19 protein-coding genes are annotated in these 17,354 nt (G+C 62.4%); 7 read left to right on the top strand and 12 right to left on the bottom strand.

Features of this window, described 5'->3' with window-relative positions; genetic code table 11:
- Positions 1-43: 43 nt before the first annotated feature.
- The 5 genes from ACU5AZ_RS08520 to ACU5AZ_RS08500 all read right to left on the bottom strand — a co-directional run bounded on the left by ACU5AZ_RS08520 (position 44) and on the right by ACU5AZ_RS08500 (position 4,864).
- Entirely contained in the window at positions 44-1,333 is a 1,290-nt protein-coding gene (locus tag ACU5AZ_RS08520; protein ID WP_446825567.1) for an RsmB/NOP family class I SAM-dependent RNA methyltransferase, read from the bottom strand.
- A gap of 166 nt (positions 1,334-1,499) precedes the next feature.
- Positions 1,500-1,862, bottom strand: coding sequence for a septal ring lytic transglycosylase RlpA family protein (locus ACU5AZ_RS08515; RefSeq protein WP_446825566.1), 363 nt, complete (start codon positions 1,860-1,862; stop codon positions 1,500-1,502).
- A 271-nt stretch (positions 1,863-2,133) separates the two neighbouring features.
- Positions 2,134-3,015, bottom strand: a complete 882-nt coding sequence (locus ACU5AZ_RS08510) for an SDR family oxidoreductase (RefSeq protein WP_446825959.1) — start codon at positions 3,013-3,015, stop codon at positions 2,134-2,136.
- The gene (gene queG / locus ACU5AZ_RS08505) at positions 3,015-4,157 is read right to left on the bottom strand and encodes a tRNA epoxyqueuosine(34) reductase QueG (RefSeq protein ID WP_446825958.1); all 1,143 of its coding nucleotides are present in this window, start codon (positions 4,155-4,157) and stop codon (positions 3,015-3,017) included. Before queG ends, ACU5AZ_RS08510 begins: the two co-directional genes overlap by 1 nt.
- A 14-nt stretch (positions 4,158-4,171) precedes the next feature.
- Positions 4,172-4,864, bottom strand: coding sequence for a glutathione S-transferase family protein (locus ACU5AZ_RS08500; RefSeq protein ID WP_446825565.1), 693 nt, complete (start codon positions 4,862-4,864; stop codon positions 4,172-4,174).
- Between the two features lie 344 nt (positions 4,865-5,208).
- Here ACU5AZ_RS08500 and ACU5AZ_RS08495 point away from each other — a divergent pair, with 344 nt between their 5' ends.
- On the top strand, positions 5,209-6,006 hold the full coding sequence (locus ACU5AZ_RS08495; protein WP_446825564.1) for an undecaprenyl-diphosphate phosphatase: 798 nt from the start codon (positions 5,209-5,211) through the stop codon (positions 6,004-6,006).
- Between the two features lie 69 nt (positions 6,007-6,075).
- On the opposite strand, the gene ACU5AZ_RS08490 is transcribed toward ACU5AZ_RS08495, so the two are convergent.
- From ACU5AZ_RS08490 to dnaN, 7 genes are all read right to left on the bottom strand, one after another.
- Positions 6,076-6,240, bottom strand: a complete 165-nt coding sequence (locus tag ACU5AZ_RS08490) for a hypothetical protein (protein WP_446825563.1) — start codon at positions 6,238-6,240, stop codon at positions 6,076-6,078.
- A gap of 245 nt (positions 6,241-6,485) precedes the next feature.
- Entirely contained in the window at positions 6,486-7,247 is a 762-nt protein-coding gene (locus ACU5AZ_RS08485) for a sulfite exporter TauE/SafE family protein (protein ID WP_446825562.1), read from the bottom strand.
- A 4-nt stretch (positions 7,248-7,251) separates the two neighbouring features.
- On the bottom strand, positions 7,252-8,232 hold the full coding sequence (locus tag ACU5AZ_RS08480) for a complex I NDUFA9 subunit family protein (protein ID WP_446825561.1): 981 nt from the start codon (positions 8,230-8,232) through the stop codon (positions 7,252-7,254).
- Positions 8,233-8,376: 144 nt separating this feature from the next.
- Positions 8,377-8,664 (bottom strand): DUF1330 domain-containing protein, encoded by a 288-nt coding sequence (locus tag ACU5AZ_RS08475; RefSeq protein ID WP_446825560.1) that lies wholly within the window; start codon positions 8,662-8,664, stop codon positions 8,377-8,379.
- 35 nt (positions 8,665-8,699) lie between these two features.
- A complete protein-coding gene (pyrF, locus tag ACU5AZ_RS08470) occupies positions 8,700-9,407 on the bottom strand; it encodes an orotidine-5'-phosphate decarboxylase (protein ID WP_446825957.1) in 708 nt (235 codons plus the stop codon).
- Positions 9,408-9,496: 89 nt separating this feature from the next.
- A complete protein-coding gene (gene pmtA, locus ACU5AZ_RS08465; RefSeq protein ID WP_446825559.1) occupies positions 9,497-10,090 on the bottom strand; it encodes a phospholipid N-methyltransferase PmtA in 594 nt (197 codons plus the stop codon).
- A gap of 153 nt (positions 10,091-10,243) precedes the next feature.
- Positions 10,244-11,362 (bottom strand): DNA polymerase III subunit beta, encoded by a 1,119-nt coding sequence (dnaN, locus tag ACU5AZ_RS08460; protein ID WP_446825558.1) that lies wholly within the window; start codon positions 11,360-11,362, stop codon positions 10,244-10,246.
- Between the two features lie 250 nt (positions 11,363-11,612).
- On the opposite strand from dnaN, the gene rsmI reads away from it, so the two are divergent.
- The 6 genes from rsmI (at position 11,613) to ACU5AZ_RS08430 (ending at position 17,306) form a co-directional block, all read left to right on the top strand.
- A complete protein-coding gene (rsmI, locus tag ACU5AZ_RS08455; RefSeq protein ID WP_446825557.1) occupies positions 11,613-12,506 on the top strand; it encodes a 16S rRNA (cytidine(1402)-2'-O)-methyltransferase in 894 nt (297 codons plus the stop codon).
- A 3-nt stretch (positions 12,507-12,509) separates the two neighbouring features.
- Positions 12,510-12,878, top strand: a complete 369-nt coding sequence (locus ACU5AZ_RS08450; RefSeq protein WP_446825556.1) for a YraN family protein — start codon at positions 12,510-12,512, stop codon at positions 12,876-12,878.
- Between the two features lie 195 nt (positions 12,879-13,073).
- Entirely contained in the window at positions 13,074-14,393 is a 1,320-nt protein-coding gene (gene ugpB / locus ACU5AZ_RS08445) for a sn-glycerol-3-phosphate ABC transporter substrate-binding protein UgpB (RefSeq protein WP_446825555.1), read from the top strand.
- Positions 14,394-14,500: 107 nt separating this feature from the next.
- Positions 14,501-15,385 carry a sn-glycerol-3-phosphate ABC transporter permease UgpA gene (gene ugpA, locus ACU5AZ_RS08440; protein ID WP_446825554.1) on the top strand — a complete coding sequence of 295 codons (885 nt, stop codon included), beginning with the start codon at positions 14,501-14,503 and terminating at the stop codon, positions 15,383-15,385.
- Between the two features lie 11 nt (positions 15,386-15,396).
- Positions 15,397-16,245, top strand: a complete 849-nt coding sequence (gene ugpE / locus ACU5AZ_RS08435) for a sn-glycerol-3-phosphate ABC transporter permease UgpE (RefSeq protein WP_446825553.1) — start codon at positions 15,397-15,399, stop codon at positions 16,243-16,245.
- 2 nt (positions 16,246-16,247) lie between these two features.
- Entirely contained in the window at positions 16,248-17,306 is a 1,059-nt protein-coding gene (locus tag ACU5AZ_RS08430; protein ID WP_446825552.1) for a sn-glycerol-3-phosphate import ATP-binding protein UgpC, read from the top strand.
- Positions 17,307-17,354 lie beyond the last annotated feature (48 nt).

Here is a 17,354-nt window from a genome sequence, read left to right as displayed (position 1 = left end):
CGGGCGGGCGGAAACCACGCCCGTCGGCGATGCGGCGCATGTCTCAGCCGCGCCGCTCCAGCATGGCGAAGAAGAAGCCGTCGGTATCGGTCGAGGCCGGCGTCAGCGTCAGGCTGTTTCCTTCGGCGGAATGCGGCTTGGGGGTATCGTCGCCAAACAGGCCTGACCAGAGCGGCATGGCGGGGACGGCTGCAAATTGCGGATGGCTGTCGAGGAAGCGGGCAATCTGCTTCTCGTTCTCCTCCGGCAGGATCGAGCAGGTGATGTAGACGAGCTTGCCGCCCGGCCGGACGAATTTCGCCGCGGCTTCGAGCACGGCAGCCTGCTGGCCGGTCCGTTCCTCAAGGTTCTTGTCCGACAGCCGCCACTTGGTGTCGGGCCGACGGCGCCAGGTACCCGTGCCGGTGCACGGGGCATCGACCAGGACCCGGTCAAAGCGGTCGCCGAGTTGCGCCAGTGCCTTCTCGTTGTCGTGAACCTGCACATTGCGCGTGCCGGCCCGCTTCAGCCGCTCGATGATCGGCGCCAGCCGCTTGCGGTCCGCGTCGAAGGCATGCACCTGGCCCTTGTTGCCCATGGATGCGGCCATCGCCAGCGTCTTGCCGCCACCGCCGGCGCAATAGTCGAGCACCTGTTCGCCCTCATGCGCGCCGGCGAGATCTGCGACGATCTGCGATCCTTCGTCCTGCACCTCGAACCAGCCCTTCTGGAAGGAAAGTTCCGCAGTGACGTTCGGCAGCCGCGACTGGCCTTCGCCGGGCGGAATGCGCAGGCCCAGCCGCGCGATGCGACAGGCCTCGGCGCCGGCGCGATCGAGAGCCTTCATGACCTTGGCGCGGTCGGCCTTCAGGCTGTTGACGCGAAGATCCAGCGACGGACGGCTGTTGAGCGCCTGTGCCTCGACGAGCCAGTCGTCGCCAAAGCTTGTCTGGAAGGCGGGCAGCACCCACTCGGGAATGTCGCCCTGAACATGCTCCGGCGCATCGCCGAGGTTGCGGCTCGAAAGGGCTGATGCCATGGCCTCGCTGAAGGGCGGCGGCGCAAAGCGGTCGCCGTCGAATTCCGCCGCCAGGCTTTCCGGGCTCATGCCCCATTGCCGGATGAGAACACCGTAGCCGAGCGCCGTCGCGCTGTCGTCGTCCATCAGCCATGCATGCGAAAGCTTCATCCGCAGCGCGTCGTAGACGATGTTGCCGATCGCGGAGCGGTCGCCCGAACCGGCGAACCGGTGGGCGAGCCCCCAATCCTTCAGCGCATCGGCGACGGGACGCCTGCGCGTCTCGATGTCCTCGAGGATTTCGATGGCTCCGGCAAGCCTACCGCCCAGGCGCATGGCATGTCTCCAAGATGCTTCCGACAAGTGTTTTCAACATTGCGGAAAAGGCAAACAAAAAACCTGACGTCCGGGATCGTTCCTCATTGGAGCGATCCCGGACGTCAGGTTGAGCCTCGTAGCCATGAATGACGGCGAGAGCAAGTCTTCGCCGCCTGCAGGCGCATTATTCGATGATGTCGTAACAGATCTTGGCAACGCCGGAGCTGACCATGCCGATATTCACGGCGGCGCCCTTGGAAAGGTCGATCACCCGTCCGCGAATGAACGGGCCGCGATCGTTGACGCGGACGATCACGCTCTTGCCGTTCTTGGCGTTGGTGACCTTGAGCTTGGTCCCGAACTTCAGCTTGCGATGAGCGGCGGTGAAGGCTGAGGGATTCATGCGTTCGCCGGAGGCGGTTTTCGAATGCAGAGCATACCAGGATGCTTTTCCACATTGACTTGCAGCCGATGTTGCCGGGGAGAGCGCAACGGCCAGAGCGGCCATCGCCGCGCCTGCGGCAATAGAGCGGGACAGTTTCATCAAAACAGGTAATCCTTTCACACGGGGCGTGTTCCGTACGTTCGCGGCTACCTCAAAAGGCAGAAAATGGCCAAAATGTGCCGCCGCTCTGAATTGTTATACTGGATATACTGACGGGATCGATTGTCGGTATATGCAGTATCGTGGCGCCTTGGGTAAAATATTCCCTAAAAATGTTAATGAAATCAGACGTTGCTTGATGAATTTCGACGGGTAAGAAATTACCGTTGCAAGTGCGACAATCTGTCAGAAAAAAATTCCGGAACCCTGGTCGTCAGCGTCGATTTTCGGCCTGCCACAGGTCGGCGAGCGACGTCCGGTAGTCGGGAAACTGGAACGAAAATCCCATGTCGCGGATCTTGCGATTGGAGACTCGCTTGTTCTCGCCGTAGAAGGAGCGGGCCATCGGCGTCAGCTCTGCGGTCTCGAAATCCTGCTCCGGCGGCGGCTCGACGCCCGCGATGCGGCAGGCCTCCATGACCACGTCCTGCGGCGGCGCCGGCTCGTCGTCTGTCACGTTGAAGATGCCGTCGGCCATCCGGTCGACGAGAAAACGGGTGGCCGCCCCGATGTCCTCCACGCGGATCCGGTTGAACACCTGGTCCTTCTTGACGAGCCGTCTCGCCGTGCCTTTTTCAATGTTGCGGAAGGTGTTGCGGCCCGGTCCGTAAATGCCGGACAGCCGGAGGATCGCCAGCGGCAGCCCGGCCGCCGTGCAGGCCGTCATCCACTGTTCTTCCGCCATCACGCGTTGACGCGAGCGGGCCGATACCGGCCGGCATTCGCTCGTCTCGTCCACCCAGGCGCCGTCGTGATCGCCGTAGACCCCGACGGTGGAAAGATAGGCCGTCCACACCAGCTTGGGCATCAGGGTCTTCAGTCCACTCTTGCCCACGCAGTCGGAGATCAGCTTCAAGAGCGGGTCGCCATGGGCGTCCGGCGCGATCGACTGCACCAGATGTGTCACGCTTTTGAGCTCCGACAGCAGCGCCTCGCTCATTGCGTTGCCGTCGAAGAGAAACGGCTCGATGCGGTGTTCCGTCAGCGCCGCCATCTTCTCCACCGAGCGCGTCGTCCCGGAAATCCGCGCTGTCTCAGGCATCGCGTTGGCAATGGCCTTGCCGGAGTATCCGGCGCCGAAAATCATCACATGCATCATGCGGCTTCCCATTCGCTGAGGACGTCCGGATCCGTCTCGCTTGTCGAGATGGAGCGCAACGCCTGAAATTCATTTGGCGGCAAGAGCCGCGATAGTGCCCAGACCGCCATGGCCCGCACGTCCGGTGCGCTGTCGGCGAGCAATGCCCTGCAGGGTGCGACAAGTGCTGAAGCCCCGGAATTGCCGGCGGCGATCAGCACGTTGCGCACGAAGCGGTCGCGGCCGATCCGCTTGACCGGAGAACCTGAAAAGAAACTGCGGAAGCGGGCGTCGTCGAAGGACAGGAACAGGGCGATGTCCGGGGCGGACAGATCATCGCGGGCCTTGAGCTTCATTTCGCTGGCGGCCTGGGCAAACTTGTTCCACGGGCAGGCCGCCAGGCAGTCGTCGCAGCCATAGATGCGGTTGCCCATCCTGGCACGCAGGCTCCGCTCGATCGGGCCCTTGTGTTCGATGGTGAGATAGGAAATGCAGCGGCGCGCATCGATCCGGTAAGGGGCGGGAAAGGCCTCCGTCGGGCAGGCGTCGAGACAGGCGCGGCAGGAGCCGCAATGATCGAACTCCGGCGGGTCGCAGTCGAGCTCCGCCGTGGTGAACATCGAGCCGAGGAACAGCCAGGAACCGAACTCGCGGCTCACCAGATTGGTGTGCTTGCCCTGCCAGCCGATGCCGGCCTTGGCGGCCAGCGGCTTTTCCATCACGGGTGCGGTATCGACGAAGACCTTGACATCCTCGCCGGCGCGGGCCGCAAAGCGCGTGGCGATCTCCTTCAGCCGTCCCTTGATGACGTCGTGGTAGTCGCGGTTGCGGGCGTAGACGGAAATGGCCGCTGTCTCCGGCGAGGCCTGCAGCAGGCGCGGGTCCTCGTCGGGACCGTAATTCATGGCGAAGACCACGACGGATTGCGCCTCGGGCCAGAGCGTGCGCGGATCGCCGCGCCGGTCCAGCGTCTCGGCCATCCATTCCATGGTGCCGTGGTGCCCGTTGGCGACGAAGGCGCCGAGGTCCGCAGCCGCCTTGTCCGGCAATGCGGCGGACGTGATCCGGCACAGGTCGAAGCCCTGCGCCTTCGCCTCCGCGCGCACGAAGGCGGTCAGCGTTTCGCGACGCTTCCGGCTCTTGTCATCCTGCCGGTTGATGGGCTGATCCTCGGTTAGAAATCCAGATCGGCGTAGTGTGACACAGGTGTCAGCCCGCGTACACGCTCGGTCAGAAGCGGCCGGAAGGATGGCCGCGACTTCAGCCGCTGGTACCATTCCTTGGCGACCGGCGCATCGGCCCAGTCGATCTCGCCCATATAGTCGAGAATGGAAATCGCGGACGCCGCCGCAAGGTCCGCATAGCTGATGCGGCTGCCGGCAAGCCATGGCCGGGAACCGGCAAGCCAGGTGAGATATTTCATGTGCTGGCGGATATTGGCCCGCGAGGTGCGCAGCACCTTCGAATCAGGCGCGCCGCCACCCTCGTCGGGACGCATCTGCAGCTTGTAGACGCGCTCGCGCACCAGCGGCCGGGTCACGTCCGTTTCCAGCTTGTGCAGGAACCACTCCATCAGCCTGCGGATTTCCGCGCGCTGGAACGGATCTTCGGCCAGAAGCCGGCGGTCGCGCTTCAGTGCGCCGTGCGTCTCGTCCATGAATTCGGAGATGACGCCGGCACCCGAAAGGGTGCGCATGCTGTTGTCGACATAGACGGGCAGGGTGCCGGCCGGATTGAGCGAGAGGAATTCCTTGCGCTTTTCCCAGGGCCTCTCCTCCATAAGCTCCACCTGAAAGCCGTACTCGGCAAGGATCAGTCGAACGAAGCGGGACGCCGAGGACATCGGATGGTGGTAGAGAACTGGCATGCTTGAGTTTTCTGGCCGGTTGGAGTGAGCGTTTGGTAAAACAGGCGCAAAATGTCTTTTAGCGTCTGCGAATTAAGAAAGAATTAGGGAAGAGCCGCTGATCGTCTGGCGCAGCCTTATTGCACGGGCGATCAAACATCGGAAAATGGACATTTCATGGCATCGCCTGCAAAAGGCCATGATTGCCGGGGAGGGAGCTTTTCCCGCCGTTTGGTCAGCCGCGCTCCCGCTTCGAGTTGCATAGCAGTGACGACGAAGAGGGGCGGCTCTCGCCCAAGGCCTCGGGAATACCCCGGATCGCCTCCCGGCCCGGGCTCTGAAACCATCTGAACACGGAGAATGAGATGGGCTACATCGACGCAATCATCCTTGGCGTCATCGAAGGCATAACCGAGTTTCTGCCGATCTCTTCGACCGGCCACCTGATCATCGCCGAACAGTGGCTCGGGCATCGCTCCGACATGTTCAACATCGTGATCCAGGCAGGCGCGATTCTCGCCGTCACCTTCATCTACTGGCGGCGCATCCTGTCTTTCCTGACCGGCTGGCGCGATCCGGAGATCCGCGACTACGTCTTCAAGCTCGCAGCCGCTTTCCTCGTCACCGCCGTTCTCGGCCTCATCGTCAAGAAGATGGGCTTCGAACTGCCGGAAAATGTCACGCCGATCGCCTGGGCGCTGATCATTGGCGGCATCTGGATGATCGCGGCGGAACGGGTCGCGGCCACCAGGCCGCAAAGCAAGCGCATCACCTGGACCGTGGCGCTGCTGGTGGGCCTGGCCCAGGTCGTCGCCGGCGTCTTTCCGGGAACGTCGCGGTCGGCTGCAACCATCTTCATCGCCATGATCGCCGGCACCGGCAGCCGCGCGGCGGCAACCGAGTTCGCCTTCCTGGTCGGCATTCCGACCATGTATGCTGCCAGTGCCTACGAACTGTTGAAGACATTCAAGGACGGCGGCGCGCCGGGTGAGGACTGGACGGCTTTGGCGATCGCCTTCGTCGTCTCCACCATCACCGCCTTCATCGCCGTCAAGTGGCTGCTGTCCTACATCCGCACCCACCGTTTCACGGCCTTCGCGATCTACCGGATCGTATTCGGCATCGCGCTTCTCGGCATGGTCTATGCCGGCTGGGTCATCTGAGAAAAAGGAAAAGGCCGCCTCGCATTCGAGACGGCCTTTTTCACACTATGATGATGAAGCTGGCTTCGATCACTTGGTCGGGATCGACGCCGTCAGTTCGCTGCTGCAGGGATCGACGCCGTAGGCGGGCGAGCACTTGCTGTTGATGGCTGCGACGGTAGAAGGTGCGAGCGCAAAGCCGGCCAGCACGATCAAAGCCGCACCGGCGAAAAAGATTGCAATCGCTTTACCCATGAAATTTGCCCCCGAAATTTGCGATACGCGCTGATAGAAGTTTGTCAAATACGGCGCGCTCTGTGGCGGGCCTTCTATTCCGCAAACTGCCGTCAGACAATAACAGGAACATGTTGAACCTTCGATTAACGGCAGTAATTTTCATCTGATGCTTTTGTGCAACTTGTTCCGTATCGGATCTGTGTCTGCAAGCCGGCATCTTCATGACGAAAACGCGGCGGGAACCTGTTTGTTCCCCTTCGCACCTACCAAATAAGGCCGTCAACGCCGCGCCAGAGCATGTCGAGCGCGATCAGGGTTAACAGCCATTTGAGGCCGATGCGGAAGATGTCCTCCGGCAGCCTGCCGAGGATTGCCAGCCCCGTCCTGGTGCCGGCCAGCCCGGTGACGATCATGGCCGCGACGAGCGGCAGCCAGTCCGAGAATACGAAGCCGGCAAAACCGAAGGCGATGATCTTCAGGAGATGCTGGATCGTCATGACGGCGGCAAGCGACGCCACCAGCGTCTTGCGATCGTCGAAGGACTTGTCGAAGGCGGCCGCGTTCAACGGCCCGGTTGCCCCGAAAAACATGCTGGCGAAGGTGGTGACGGCTCCGGTCGCGGCGAAACCCGGCAGGTTCATCGCCCGCATTTTTGAAAACTTGATCCAGGTGACGAGGATGATGAAAGAACCGAGCGCCAGTTCAAGCACGGCTTCGGGGAGCGCCACGACGACGCGGCTACCCAGACCCGCGCCGATGAGCCCGCCGACCAGGAAGGCACCGATCTGCGGCCAGGCGATGTCCGCGCGCTGCATGACGGCCCGCCCGGCATTGGAGCCGAGCTGCACCGCGCCGTGGACGGGTATCAATGCCGCCACCGGCATGTAGAAGCTCAGTACCGCAAGCATGGTCACCCCGCCGCCGATGCCGAACGTGGCGGTCAGCGCGGAGGTGAAGAAACTGACGATGACGAGAACGGCTGCTGCCGCCGGATGAAGGTCGGGCGGCAGCAGCGTTTGAATCATGGGATCAGGCAGCCTTGCCGCTGTTGGTATACTGTCCGTGCTGACGGTAGCGCACGAGGTAGGACGGCAGGACCGACTGCAGGATCACGGGCGTGATGCCGATGCCCTTCAGCGTCCGGCCTTCCGCCTCGGCTTCCGGGGAAACGAGATTGTCGCTCTTCAGGAGCGTCACCTGGTCGGGGGTCAGCGGCGGCGCGATGAACGGGATCATCGAGGCGATGCTGCCGATCATCGATGCAATGCCGAAGGGGATGGAAACGAGCGGACGCTTGCGGAAGATGACCGCCAGCGTGGTTTCCAGACACTGCTTGAAGGTCAGCACCTGCGGACCGCCGAGCTCGTAGATCTTGCCCTTGGCGACCTTGCCGTCAACGGAGCGGGCGACGGCTTCTGCCACGTCTTCCACATAGACCGGCTGGAACTTCGTCTTGCCGCCGCCGATCAGCGGCAGGAAGGGCATGAAGCGGGCCATGTTGGCGAACTTGTTGAAGAAGTCGTCTTCCGGGCCGAACACGATCGACGGGCGCAGGATGACGGCGTCCGGCTTGATCGACAGAACGGCGGCCTCCGCCTTGCCCTTGGTGCTGGCATAGGTGGATTCAGCTGATGCGTCGGCGCCGATCGCCGAGATGTGGGTCAGGCTGGCATTGGCATTGCGAGCGGCTTCCGCCACGGCCCTGGCGCCGAATTCCTGGACGGCATCAAAAGTCTGGCGGCCGCTTTCGAACAGGATGCCGACGCAGTTGACGACATGGTCCGCACCCGCGACGGCGGCATCGATCGAGGCGCGGTAGCGCAGGTTCGCCTGCACGAAGGAAATCTGCCCGACATTGCCGGCGGGCTGCAGGAACCAGGCGAGATCCGGGCGGCGGACCGCGACGCGGATCCGGTAGCCGCGCTTGGCAAGCGCGCGCACCACATGGCGTCCCACGAAACCGGACCCTCCGAACACGGTGACGAGTGGAGGAAGGTTGGCAAGAGTCATGGCATGCTCCTCGGCAATGAATAGGCGTCTTTCAGTGAGCTCATTTCGTCTCTAGCCGAATTGGCATTCGAGGTGAAGTGCCAACTCGCCGCATGGAAAGCGCTTTTGCAGTCTTTTGTTGCAATTGCGAAGCCTGCTCGCTGCTCAGACGCCCTCGACCAGCATCAGTTCTCCATCCGCGTATTTCTGGCGGATCTTGATGGCTTCCTGGTATTCGGGCGAATTGTAGCAGTCACGTGCCGCCTGCAGCGACGGAAACTCGATGATGACGTTGCGGGCGCGCGGCTTGCCTTCGCACTCGATCACTTCGCCGCCACGAGCCAGGAAATTCGCGCCGAAACGTTCGAACGCCGGTTTCGCGGCAGCTACATACTGCTTGTAGTTTTCCGGGTCCCGCACATCCATGTGTGCGATCCAGTATCCCTTGGCCATCTTTCTCTCCCTGTCTGGTTTTGTTGCTGTCGATGTCAGTTGTTCGCCGGCCAGAGCGCGGCATGCATCTCGTCGAGGATCGCCCGCGCCGCGGCCTTCGGATCGTCCGCCTTCACGATGGGGCGCGCGACGACCAGGTGGCTCGAGCCGGCGTGAATGGCTTCGCCCGGCGTCATCACCCGCTTCTGGTCGCCCTTGTCGGCGCCGGCGGGGCGAATGCCCGGCGTGACCACGGCCATGTCGGGGCCGAGGATGCCGCGGACGGCGGTCGCCTCTTCGGCCGAGCAGACGATGCCGCCCATGCCGACCGCGCGCGCCTGTTCCGCCCGTCTGGCGACGAGGCTCTTCGCGTCCGTCGCATATCCGGCATCGGCAAGATCGCCGTCATCCATGGAGGTCAGTACGGTGACACCGAGCAGGCAGAGCCCGGAGCCCTTCGCGGCTTCGACGGCGGCCTTCATCGCCTTCGGATAGGCATGCAGCGTCAGCATGCTCATGCCCATCTTGGCGATGTTCTCGACCCCGTGCGCCACGGTGTTGTCGATGTCGAGGAGCTTCATGTCGAGGAAGATCTTCTTGCCGCTTTCGGCAAGTTCGCGGGCAAATTCAAGCCCGCCGGCGAACACCAGCTGATAGCCGATCTTGTAGAAGGAAATGTCGTCGCCGATCTGCGAGACGATCTTCTCCGCCTCCGCAACGGTTGGAACATCCAGCCCGACGATCAGCCTGTCGCGTGCACTCATCATTCGATCCCTCGTCCGATTTCAGCCGGCTCCAAGTCGCACGGGACGCCGTCGAGGGCAAGGGAAAATGTGGCGTGGAAGGGGAGGGGTCAGGCCTTGCGGTAGATCCAGAGCTGCGCCGGCGGAATGTTGCGGACGATGAAGTCGAAATGCTGGATCTGGTAGCGGTCGGGACAGGCGACGACCGGCGACACCGGGCCATAGGTGATCTGAACGACCGGGCGGCCGGGCGGAATTCGGGTGAGCAGGCTCTCAAGGAAGCTGACGCGGGCGTGCATCGGAAAATACAGGAGCGGCACGGCGGAAATCACGCAGTCGAAGATGAGGTCCTTCTTCTCGCCGAGCGTCCGGTCGAGATCGAAGGCGTCACCATGGATGAAGTTGACGCCCTGGAACTGCTCGACGAGATGCCGGTAGAAATCCGAGGAATACTCGATGGCGTAGAGGTCTTCGGGCTTCACACCCTTTTCGAGGATCGCCTTGGTGATGACCCCCGTTCCGGGGCCGAGTTCCAGGACTGGCAGGCCGGAGCCGGTATTGACGACGCTTGCCATCTTGCGGGCGGTTACGGAGGAGGTCGGGACAATCGCGCCCACCTGCTTCGGCCCCTGCATCATGCCTTTGAAGAAGCGGATCTCCGCATCGAATTTCTTCTCCAGCTTTTGCTTCAGGCGGATCGCCATGGCGTCCTCTCCTCTTCCCGTCGTTATCGTTACAAAAAATGTCGCAGTCTGATTTATATAAGCGTCATCGTCAGTTTTGCAGCAAATTTGTGCTGCCTGTTTCTTCGTGCCTGAATTGCCGGGAATTGCGGCTTTAGCGAGACCGAGGCAGCGTCAAACGCGCATAGGCATCAGGACATACAGCGCGTCGTCGCCGGCGGTGTCGCGAATGAGCGTCGGCGAGCCGGCGTCGGCGAACAGGAAGATCGCCTCGGAGCCGGACAGTTGGCCGGTAATGTCGAGCAGATACTTGGCATTGAAGCCGATCTCGAGCGGGTCGTTCTCGTAGCCGGCGGCGATTTCGTCGGTCGCGCTGCCGGAGTCCGGATTGTTGACCGTCAGCAGAAGCTGGCCGTCGGAGAGCGACAGCTTCACCGCCCGGCCGCGCTCGGACGAGATCGTCGACACGCGGTCGACCGCCTGCGCGAAGGTCTGGCAGTCGACGGTCATTTCCTTGTCGTTGCCGGTCGGGATCACGCGCTGGTAATCCGGGAAGGTGCCGTCGATCAGCTTCGACGTCATGATGATCGAGCCGATGGTCAGGCGGATCTTCGCATCCGACACTTCGACGGTGACGACGACGTCGGGATTGTCGACGAGCTTCTGCAGTTCGCCAACCGTCTTGCGCGGGATGATGATGCCGGGCATGCCCTCCGAGCCGGACGGCGCATCGACGTCGGCGCGGGCGAGACGGTGACCGTCGGTCGCTACCGCGCGCAGCTTCAGGTCGCTGCCGGCTTCGACCGTATGGAAGAAGATGCCGTTGAGATAATAGCGGGTTTCTTCCGTCGAAATGGCGAACTGCGTGCGGTCGATCAGCATCTTCAGGTCGTTCGCCTTCAGGCGGAAGGTGTGGCTGAACGTGCCGGCGGTCAGGTCCGGGAAGTCCGACTGCGGCAGGCACTGCAGCGAGAACTTCGAGCGGCCCGAGGCAACCGTCATCGCCGTGCCGTCCGTGTTGGTGGCGAGCAGCACTTCGGCCCCGTCCGGCAGCTTGCGGACGATGTCGTAGAGCAGGTGGGCGGGAACCGTGGTCGCACCGGCCTGTTCGATATTGGCCGGCGTCGCCTCGGTGATCTCGAGATCGAGGTCGGTTGCCTTCATCTCCAGGCTGGCGCCGTCGGCCTTCAGCAGCACGTTCGACAGGATCGGTATCGTATTGCGGCGCTCGACCACGCGATGCACGTGGTTCAGCGATTTCAAGAGATTGGACCGCTCGATCGTAATACGCATTGTGACTCTGCCGCTTTCGATAGGACCATCCGGACGGATGGCGGTATTTCCATGGACTGTGCCGGGACCGGGCCGGCGGGCGTGGAGGCGCAAAATGGCAGATGTTACCGTTGCATTGCAAGGGCTTTGTCGTCGCGCAGCCTGTCTTATCCCCGGAGCTTGCGGGCTGAGCGGCCTTGCCGCATAACGGTCCGACGCACCGCGGCGCCGAGTGTGGCCTCGGTATGGGTAAAGTACGGAATGAATATCGATGAATGAAAGTCCCGCCGAAGGCCTTCGTGGCTACCGTCTGAACAATGTCGTGGTGCCGGCGCGCCCGCTGGAGCCGGCGCTCTATCTGGTGGCGACCCCGATCGGCAATCTCGGCGACATTACCCTTCGGGCGCTGGAAACGCTTGCCGGTGCCGATGTGCTTGCCTGCGAGGACACCCGCGTCAGCCGCGTGCTGCTCGATCGTTTCGGCATTCGCGGCCGCCCTTACGCCTATCACGAGCACAACGCCGCCGAGGCCGGGCCGAAGCTCTTGCAGGCGCTGGAGGAGGGGCGCTCGGTCGCGCTCGTCTCCGACGCTGGAACCCCGCTCGTCTCCGATCCGGGCTACCGGCTGGCGCTGCAGGCAATCGAGGCCGGCTATCGCGTCGTCCCCATTCCGGGCGCCTCCGCGCCTTTGGCAGCACTTCTCGGTTCCGGCCTGCCGAACGACGCCTTCCTGTTTGCGGGCTTCCTGCCGTCGAAGGACAAGGCCAGGCGCGACCGTCTCGCCGAACTCGCCGCCGTGCCGGCGACGTTGATCTTCTTTGAATCGCCGCACCGGATTGCCGCCACGCTTACTGCCGCGTCCGATGTGCTTGGGCCGCGACCGGCCGCCGTCTGCCGAGAACTGACCAAGACGTTCGAGGAATTCCGCCGCGGCTCGCTTGCTGATCTCGCCGCGCAATATGAAGGGCAGTCGGTCAAGGGCGAGATCGTGCTCGTCATCGGCCCGCCGGAAGAGGCCGCGCCACCCGAGGCAGCCGACGTCGACAATATACTAAGAGAGCTCGCAAGCACGCTGCCGGCCGGCAAGGCCGCTTCCGAGGCGGCAAAGCGCACCGGCCTGCCGCGCAAGGAGCTCTACGATCGCCTGATGGCGCTGAAAGGCTGACGAATGGCCGACGGCGACGGCAGCTCCCGCAAGCGCAAGGCCTATCGCCGCGGGCTGCTGTCGGAATATATCGCCGCCGTCTTTCTGATGTTCAGGGGCTACCGCATTCTTTCGGTTCGCTATCGAACGAAGGTTGGAGAGATCGACATCATTGCCCGCCGGGGCGATCTTGTCGCCTTCGTCGAGGTGAAGGCGCGGGCCGGAGACAACGCTGCCATCGACGCGGTCGGTTATTCCACCCAGCGCCGCATCCGGTCCGCAAGCGAGATCTGGCTTTCCCGCCAGCCGGATTACGCCCGGCTTTCCTGGCGATACGACATTGTCGCCGTCGTTCCCTGGCATTTGCCGCGGCATCTGCGCGACGCATTCTGACGGTTCCGGTGCCCGCGTCGCGCCGTCATGAAACTGTCATCCGATTGTCACCTGCCGTTCATTCGATGTGGCTAGAGAACCGAAAGTAAAGCGAAACCGTCCGGTCGCTGAACGAACGTCAAAGTGAAAATTCAAGCTTGACGGCCCACCCAACGTCTTTAATGTCTCAACTCTTCTGAGGAGGAGAGGAACACCATGATAAAGAAAATCGCTTTTGCCGCCCTGGCGCTCAGCCTGACGGCCTCCGCATCCTATGCCAAGACGCAGATCACCTGGTGGCATGCCATGGGTGGCGAGAACGGCAAGAAACTCGAAGAAATCGTCGCGAACTACAACAAGTCGCAGGACAACTTTGAAGTTATCCCGACCTACAAGGGTTCGTATCCCGAAACGATGACCGCCGCGATCGCCGCTTTCCGCGCCAAGCAGCAGCCCGATATCGTGCAGGTCTTCGAAGTCGGTACCGCGACGATGATGGCGGCCAAGGGCGCCGTCTACCCGGTCTACAAGCTGATGGCCGACACCGGCACCGAATTCGATCCGAAGGGCTTCATCTCGGCCGTCGTCGGCTACTACTCCGATACCGACGGCAACATGCTGTCCATGCCGTTCAACTCGTCCACCCCGGTCCTTTACTACAACAAGGACGTCTTCAAGAAGGCCGGCCTCGATCCGGAAACCCCGCCGAAGACCTGGGAAGACATGGAAGCCTATTCCAAGAAGATCATGGAATCCGGCGCGGCCAAGTGCGGTTTCACCACCGGCTGGATCTCCTGGGTTCAGCTTGAGAACTTTTCCGCCTGGCACAACCTGCAGATCGGCACGAACCAGAACGGTTTCGGCTCGGTCGACTCGCAGCTGACCTTCAATGGCCCCACGCAGGCGCGCCACTGGGCGAACCTGAAGAAGTGGCAGGACGAAGGCCTCTTCCAGTACGGTGGCCCGGTCGGCGGCGATGACGCTCCGCCGAAGTTCTATTCGCAGGAATGCGCCATGTACATGAACTCGTCGGCAGCCCGCGCAGCCGTCGTCAACAACGCCAAGGACTTCGAAGTCGGCGTCGGCATGCTGCCGTACTACTCCGACGTCCAGGGCGCTCCGCAGAACTCCATCATCGGCGGCGCAACGCTGTGGGTGCTGCAGGGTCACGACCAGGAAGAATACAAGGGCGTGGCGGACTTCTTCCACTACCTGTCCTCGCCGGAAGTCCAGTCCGACTGGCACCAGTTCTCCGGCTACCTGCCGATCACCCAGGCTGCTTATGACTACACCAAGAAGCAGGGCTTCTATGACAAGAACCCCGGCGCCGAAGTGGCTCTCAAGCAGATCACCCTGAATGAGCCGACCGAAAACTCCAAGGGTCTGCGTTTCGGCAACTACGTTCAGGTTCGCACCATCATCGACGAAGAGTTCGAAGCCCTGTTGTCCGGCCAGAAGGACGCCCAGGCTGCTCTCGACTCCGTCGTTGAACGGGGCAACAAGCTCATTGCCGATTTTGCCGCAGCGAACCAGTAATCCCGGTTCCCTGACGACAATCTGAGCGAAAGGCAGGGCCTGCGGCGGATGTCCTATCCTCCGCAGGCCCTTCATCCCATGCAATACCTGACCGTCGGACGCCCATCATGCAGACCAAGCGCACGATATTCGGCAATAAGATACTGCCGTACTGGCTTTTGCTTCCGCAACTTGCCATCACTCTTATCTTCTTCATCTGGCCGGCCGCTCAGGCAATCCGCCAGTCGTTCCTGCGTGAGGATCCGTTCGGCCTCAGTACGGCATTCGTGGGCCTGCAGAACTACAAGGCCCTCTTTGCAGATCCGAATTATCTGAATTCTCTCAAGGTGACGCTCGTCTTTTCCGTCAGCGTGGCCGCCTCGTCGATCATCCTGGCGCTGATCCTGGCTCTGGCCGCCGACGGGCGCCTGCGCAGCCGCAATGCCTATACCACGCTGCTCGTCTGGCCCTACGCGGTCGCACCCGCCGTCGGCGGCATTCTCTGGTGGTTCATGTTCAATCCGACGATCGGGATCGCCCCCTATCTGCTGCAGGGGCTCGGCTATCAGTGGAACCACCGCCTCTCCGGCGTCGACGGCATGATCCTTGTCGTGCTTGCGGCGAGCTGGAAGCAGATTTCCTACAATTTCCTGTTCTTCCTCGCCGGCCTGCAGTCCATCCCGCAGTCGCTGAAAGAGGCGGCCGCCATCGACGGTGCCGGTCCGGTCAAGCGCTTCTTCACGGTGGTCTTTCCGCTCCTGTCTCCGACGACCTTCTTCCTGATCGTCGTCAACGTCGTCTACACCATGTTCGATACCTTCGCCGTCATCCACGCCACCACCAAGGGCGGCCCGGCGCAGGCGACCAACATTCTCGTCTACAAGGTGTTCAACGACGGCTTCATCGGCCTCAACATGGGCTCGTCCGCAGCCCAGTCGGTCGTGCTCATGGGCATCGTCATCCTTCTGACTTTCATCCAGTTCCGCTTCGTCGAGCGGCGCGTACAGTACTGAGGAGAGAGCGGATGGTTGAAAACAGACCCGGTCTCAAGATCCTGTCGCACATCGTGCTCCTGATCGGCGTGGCCACCGTCGCCCTGCCGGTCTATATTGCCTTCATCGCGTCGACGCATGGACCGACCGACTTCCTGTCGGGGCTGATCCCGCTGACGCCAGGGGGCCATGGGTGGGAAAATTACAAGACCATGCTGACCAGCGGCATGGCATCCTCCGGCGCGCCGCCCGTCGGCCCCATGATGGTCAACAGCCTGATCATGGCGCTGTCGATCGCCGTCGGCAAGATTGTCATTTCCATCCTGTCGGCCTTCGCCATCGTCTATTTCCGCTTTCCCTTCCGGCAGTTCTGCTTCTGGATCATCTTCATCACGCTCATGCTGCCGGTCGAGGTTCGCATCGTGCCGACCTTCCAGGTCATCGCCAGCCTGCACATGCTGGACAGCTATGCCGGTCTGTCGATCCCGTTGATTGCCTCGGCGACCGCGACCTTCCTGTTCCGCCAGTTCTTCCTGACGGTCCCGGACGAACTGCTCGAGGCGGCCCGTATCGACGGAGCCGGTCCGATGAAATTCTTCAGGGATATCCTCGTGCCGCTCTCGCGCACGAACATGGCGGCGCTCTTCGTCATCCTCTTCATCTATGGCTGGAACCAGTATCTCTGGCCGCTGATGGTGACGACCGATCCCCGCTATTACACCATCGTCATGGGCATCAAGCGCATGGCCGACGTCGCCGACGCAGAGCCGCAGTGGAACCTCGTGATGGCGACGGCCATGCTCGCCATGTTGCCGCCGGTCCTCGTGGTCGTCTTTATGCAGAGGCTCTTCGTAAAAGGCCTCGTGGAAACGGAGAAGTAACAATGGCGTCTATCGAAATCGACAAGGTCGGAAAGGTTTATACCGGCGGCGTTCAGGCCGTGGATAACGTTTCGATCTCGATCGCCGATGGCGAATTCATCGTGCTGGTCGGTCCGTCGGGCTGCGGCAAGTCCACGCTTCTGCGCATGGTCGCCGGGCTGGAGACGATTTCCAGCGGCACCGTCAGCATCGGCGGCAAGGTCGTCAACCGCATGGAGCCGGCCGAACGCGACATCGCCATGGTGTTCCAGAACTATGCGCTCTATCCGCATATGAGCGTCTACCAGAACCTGGCCTACGGTCTGAAAAACCGCGGCACGCCGAAGGCCGAGATCGACGCGCGCGTCGCCGAAGCGGCCCGCATGCTGCAGCTGGAGCCCTATCTCGACCGCAAGCCGCGCGCCTTGTCCGGCGGCCAGCGCCAGCGCGTCGCCATGGGCCGCGCCATCGTGCGCAAGCCGGCGGCCTTCCTCTTCGACGAGCCGCTGTCGAACCTCGACGCCAAGCTGCGCGTCTCCATGCGCGGCGAGATCAAGCAGCTGCAGCGCCGTCTCGGCACGACGTCGATCTACGTCACCCACGATCAGCTCGAAGCCATGACGCTGGCCGACCGCTTGGTGGTGCTGAATGGCGGCCGCATCGAGCAGATCGGCACGCCGCTCGACGTCTATCACAATCCGGCCTCCACCTTCGTCGCGAGCTTCATCGGCTCGCCGGCGATGAACCTCGCCAAGGCAGCCGTCGAAGGCAACCAGCTGACGATCGGCTCGGCCGTGATCGATCTTGAGGGCCGCTCGCTTCCGTCCGGTCCGCTGACCGTCGGCATGCGCGCCGAGGACATGAAGGTCTCCGAGGACGGTGTGATCCGCATGAAGGTCTCCTATGTCGAGGAGCTCGGTTCGCAGCGTCTGGTCCACGGCATGGTCGGCGACGAAATGCTGAGCGCCGCCGTGCCGGCGCAAACCCCGATCGGCGACGATGTCGCCTTTTCGATCGTTCCCGAGCGGCTGCATTTCTTCGAGACCTCTTCGGGCCGGCGCATTGTGGCGGCGGGTGCCTGAGCGGCATGCGCTAAGCGACCCGCTCGCTAAAATTTTAACGAGCGGGTG

Source organism: Rhizobium sp. PAMB 3182 (assembly GCF_052908355.1).
This window is presented reverse-complemented; position numbering and strand designations above follow the sequence as displayed.

Excerpts from the sequence above, each read along its gene's own strand:
- ACU5AZ_RS08520 (WP_446825567.1), bottom strand. The coding sequence starts at position 1,333 with ATGCGCCTGGGCGGTAGGCTTGCCGGAGCCATCGAAATCCTCGAGGAC.
- ACU5AZ_RS08510 (WP_446825959.1), bottom strand. The coding sequence starts at position 3,015 with ATGCATGTGATGATTTTCGGCGCCGGATACTCCGGCAAGGCCATTGCC.
- ACU5AZ_RS08500 (WP_446825565.1), bottom strand. The coding sequence starts at position 4,864 with ATGCCAGTTCTCTACCACCATCCGATGTCCTCGGCGTCCCGCTTCGTT.
- ACU5AZ_RS08495 (WP_446825564.1), top strand. The coding sequence starts at position 5,209 with ATGGGCTACATCGACGCAATCATCCTTGGCGTCATCGAAGGCATAACC.
- ACU5AZ_RS08490 (WP_446825563.1), bottom strand. The coding sequence starts at position 6,240 with ATGGGTAAAGCGATTGCAATCTTTTTCGCCGGTGCGGCTTTGATCGTG.
- ACU5AZ_RS08485 (WP_446825562.1), bottom strand. The coding sequence starts at position 7,247 with ATGATTCAAACGCTGCTGCCGCCCGACCTTCATCCGGCGGCAGCAGCC.
- ACU5AZ_RS08480 (WP_446825561.1), bottom strand. The coding sequence starts at position 8,232 with ATGACTCTTGCCAACCTTCCTCCACTCGTCACCGTGTTCGGAGGGTCC.
- ACU5AZ_RS08475 (WP_446825560.1), bottom strand. The coding sequence starts at position 8,664 with ATGGCCAAGGGATACTGGATCGCACACATGGATGTGCGGGACCCGGAA.
- pyrF (WP_446825957.1), bottom strand. The coding sequence starts at position 9,407 with ATGAGTGCACGCGACAGGCTGATCGTCGGGCTGGATGTTCCAACCGTT.
- pmtA (WP_446825559.1), bottom strand. The coding sequence starts at position 10,090 with ATGGCGATCCGCCTGAAGCAAAAGCTGGAGAAGAAATTCGATGCGGAG.
- dnaN (WP_446825558.1), bottom strand. The coding sequence starts at position 11,362 with ATGCGTATTACGATCGAGCGGTCCAATCTCTTGAAATCGCTGAACCAC.
- rsmI (WP_446825557.1), top strand. The coding sequence starts at position 11,613 with ATGAATGAAAGTCCCGCCGAAGGCCTTCGTGGCTACCGTCTGAACAAT.
- ACU5AZ_RS08450 (WP_446825556.1), top strand. The coding sequence starts at position 12,510 with ATGGCCGACGGCGACGGCAGCTCCCGCAAGCGCAAGGCCTATCGCCGC.
- ugpB (WP_446825555.1), top strand. The coding sequence starts at position 13,074 with ATGATAAAGAAAATCGCTTTTGCCGCCCTGGCGCTCAGCCTGACGGCC.
- ugpA (WP_446825554.1), top strand. The coding sequence starts at position 14,501 with ATGCAGACCAAGCGCACGATATTCGGCAATAAGATACTGCCGTACTGG.
- ugpE (WP_446825553.1), top strand. The coding sequence starts at position 15,397 with ATGGTTGAAAACAGACCCGGTCTCAAGATCCTGTCGCACATCGTGCTC.
- ACU5AZ_RS08430 (WP_446825552.1), top strand. The coding sequence starts at position 16,248 with ATGGCGTCTATCGAAATCGACAAGGTCGGAAAGGTTTATACCGGCGGC.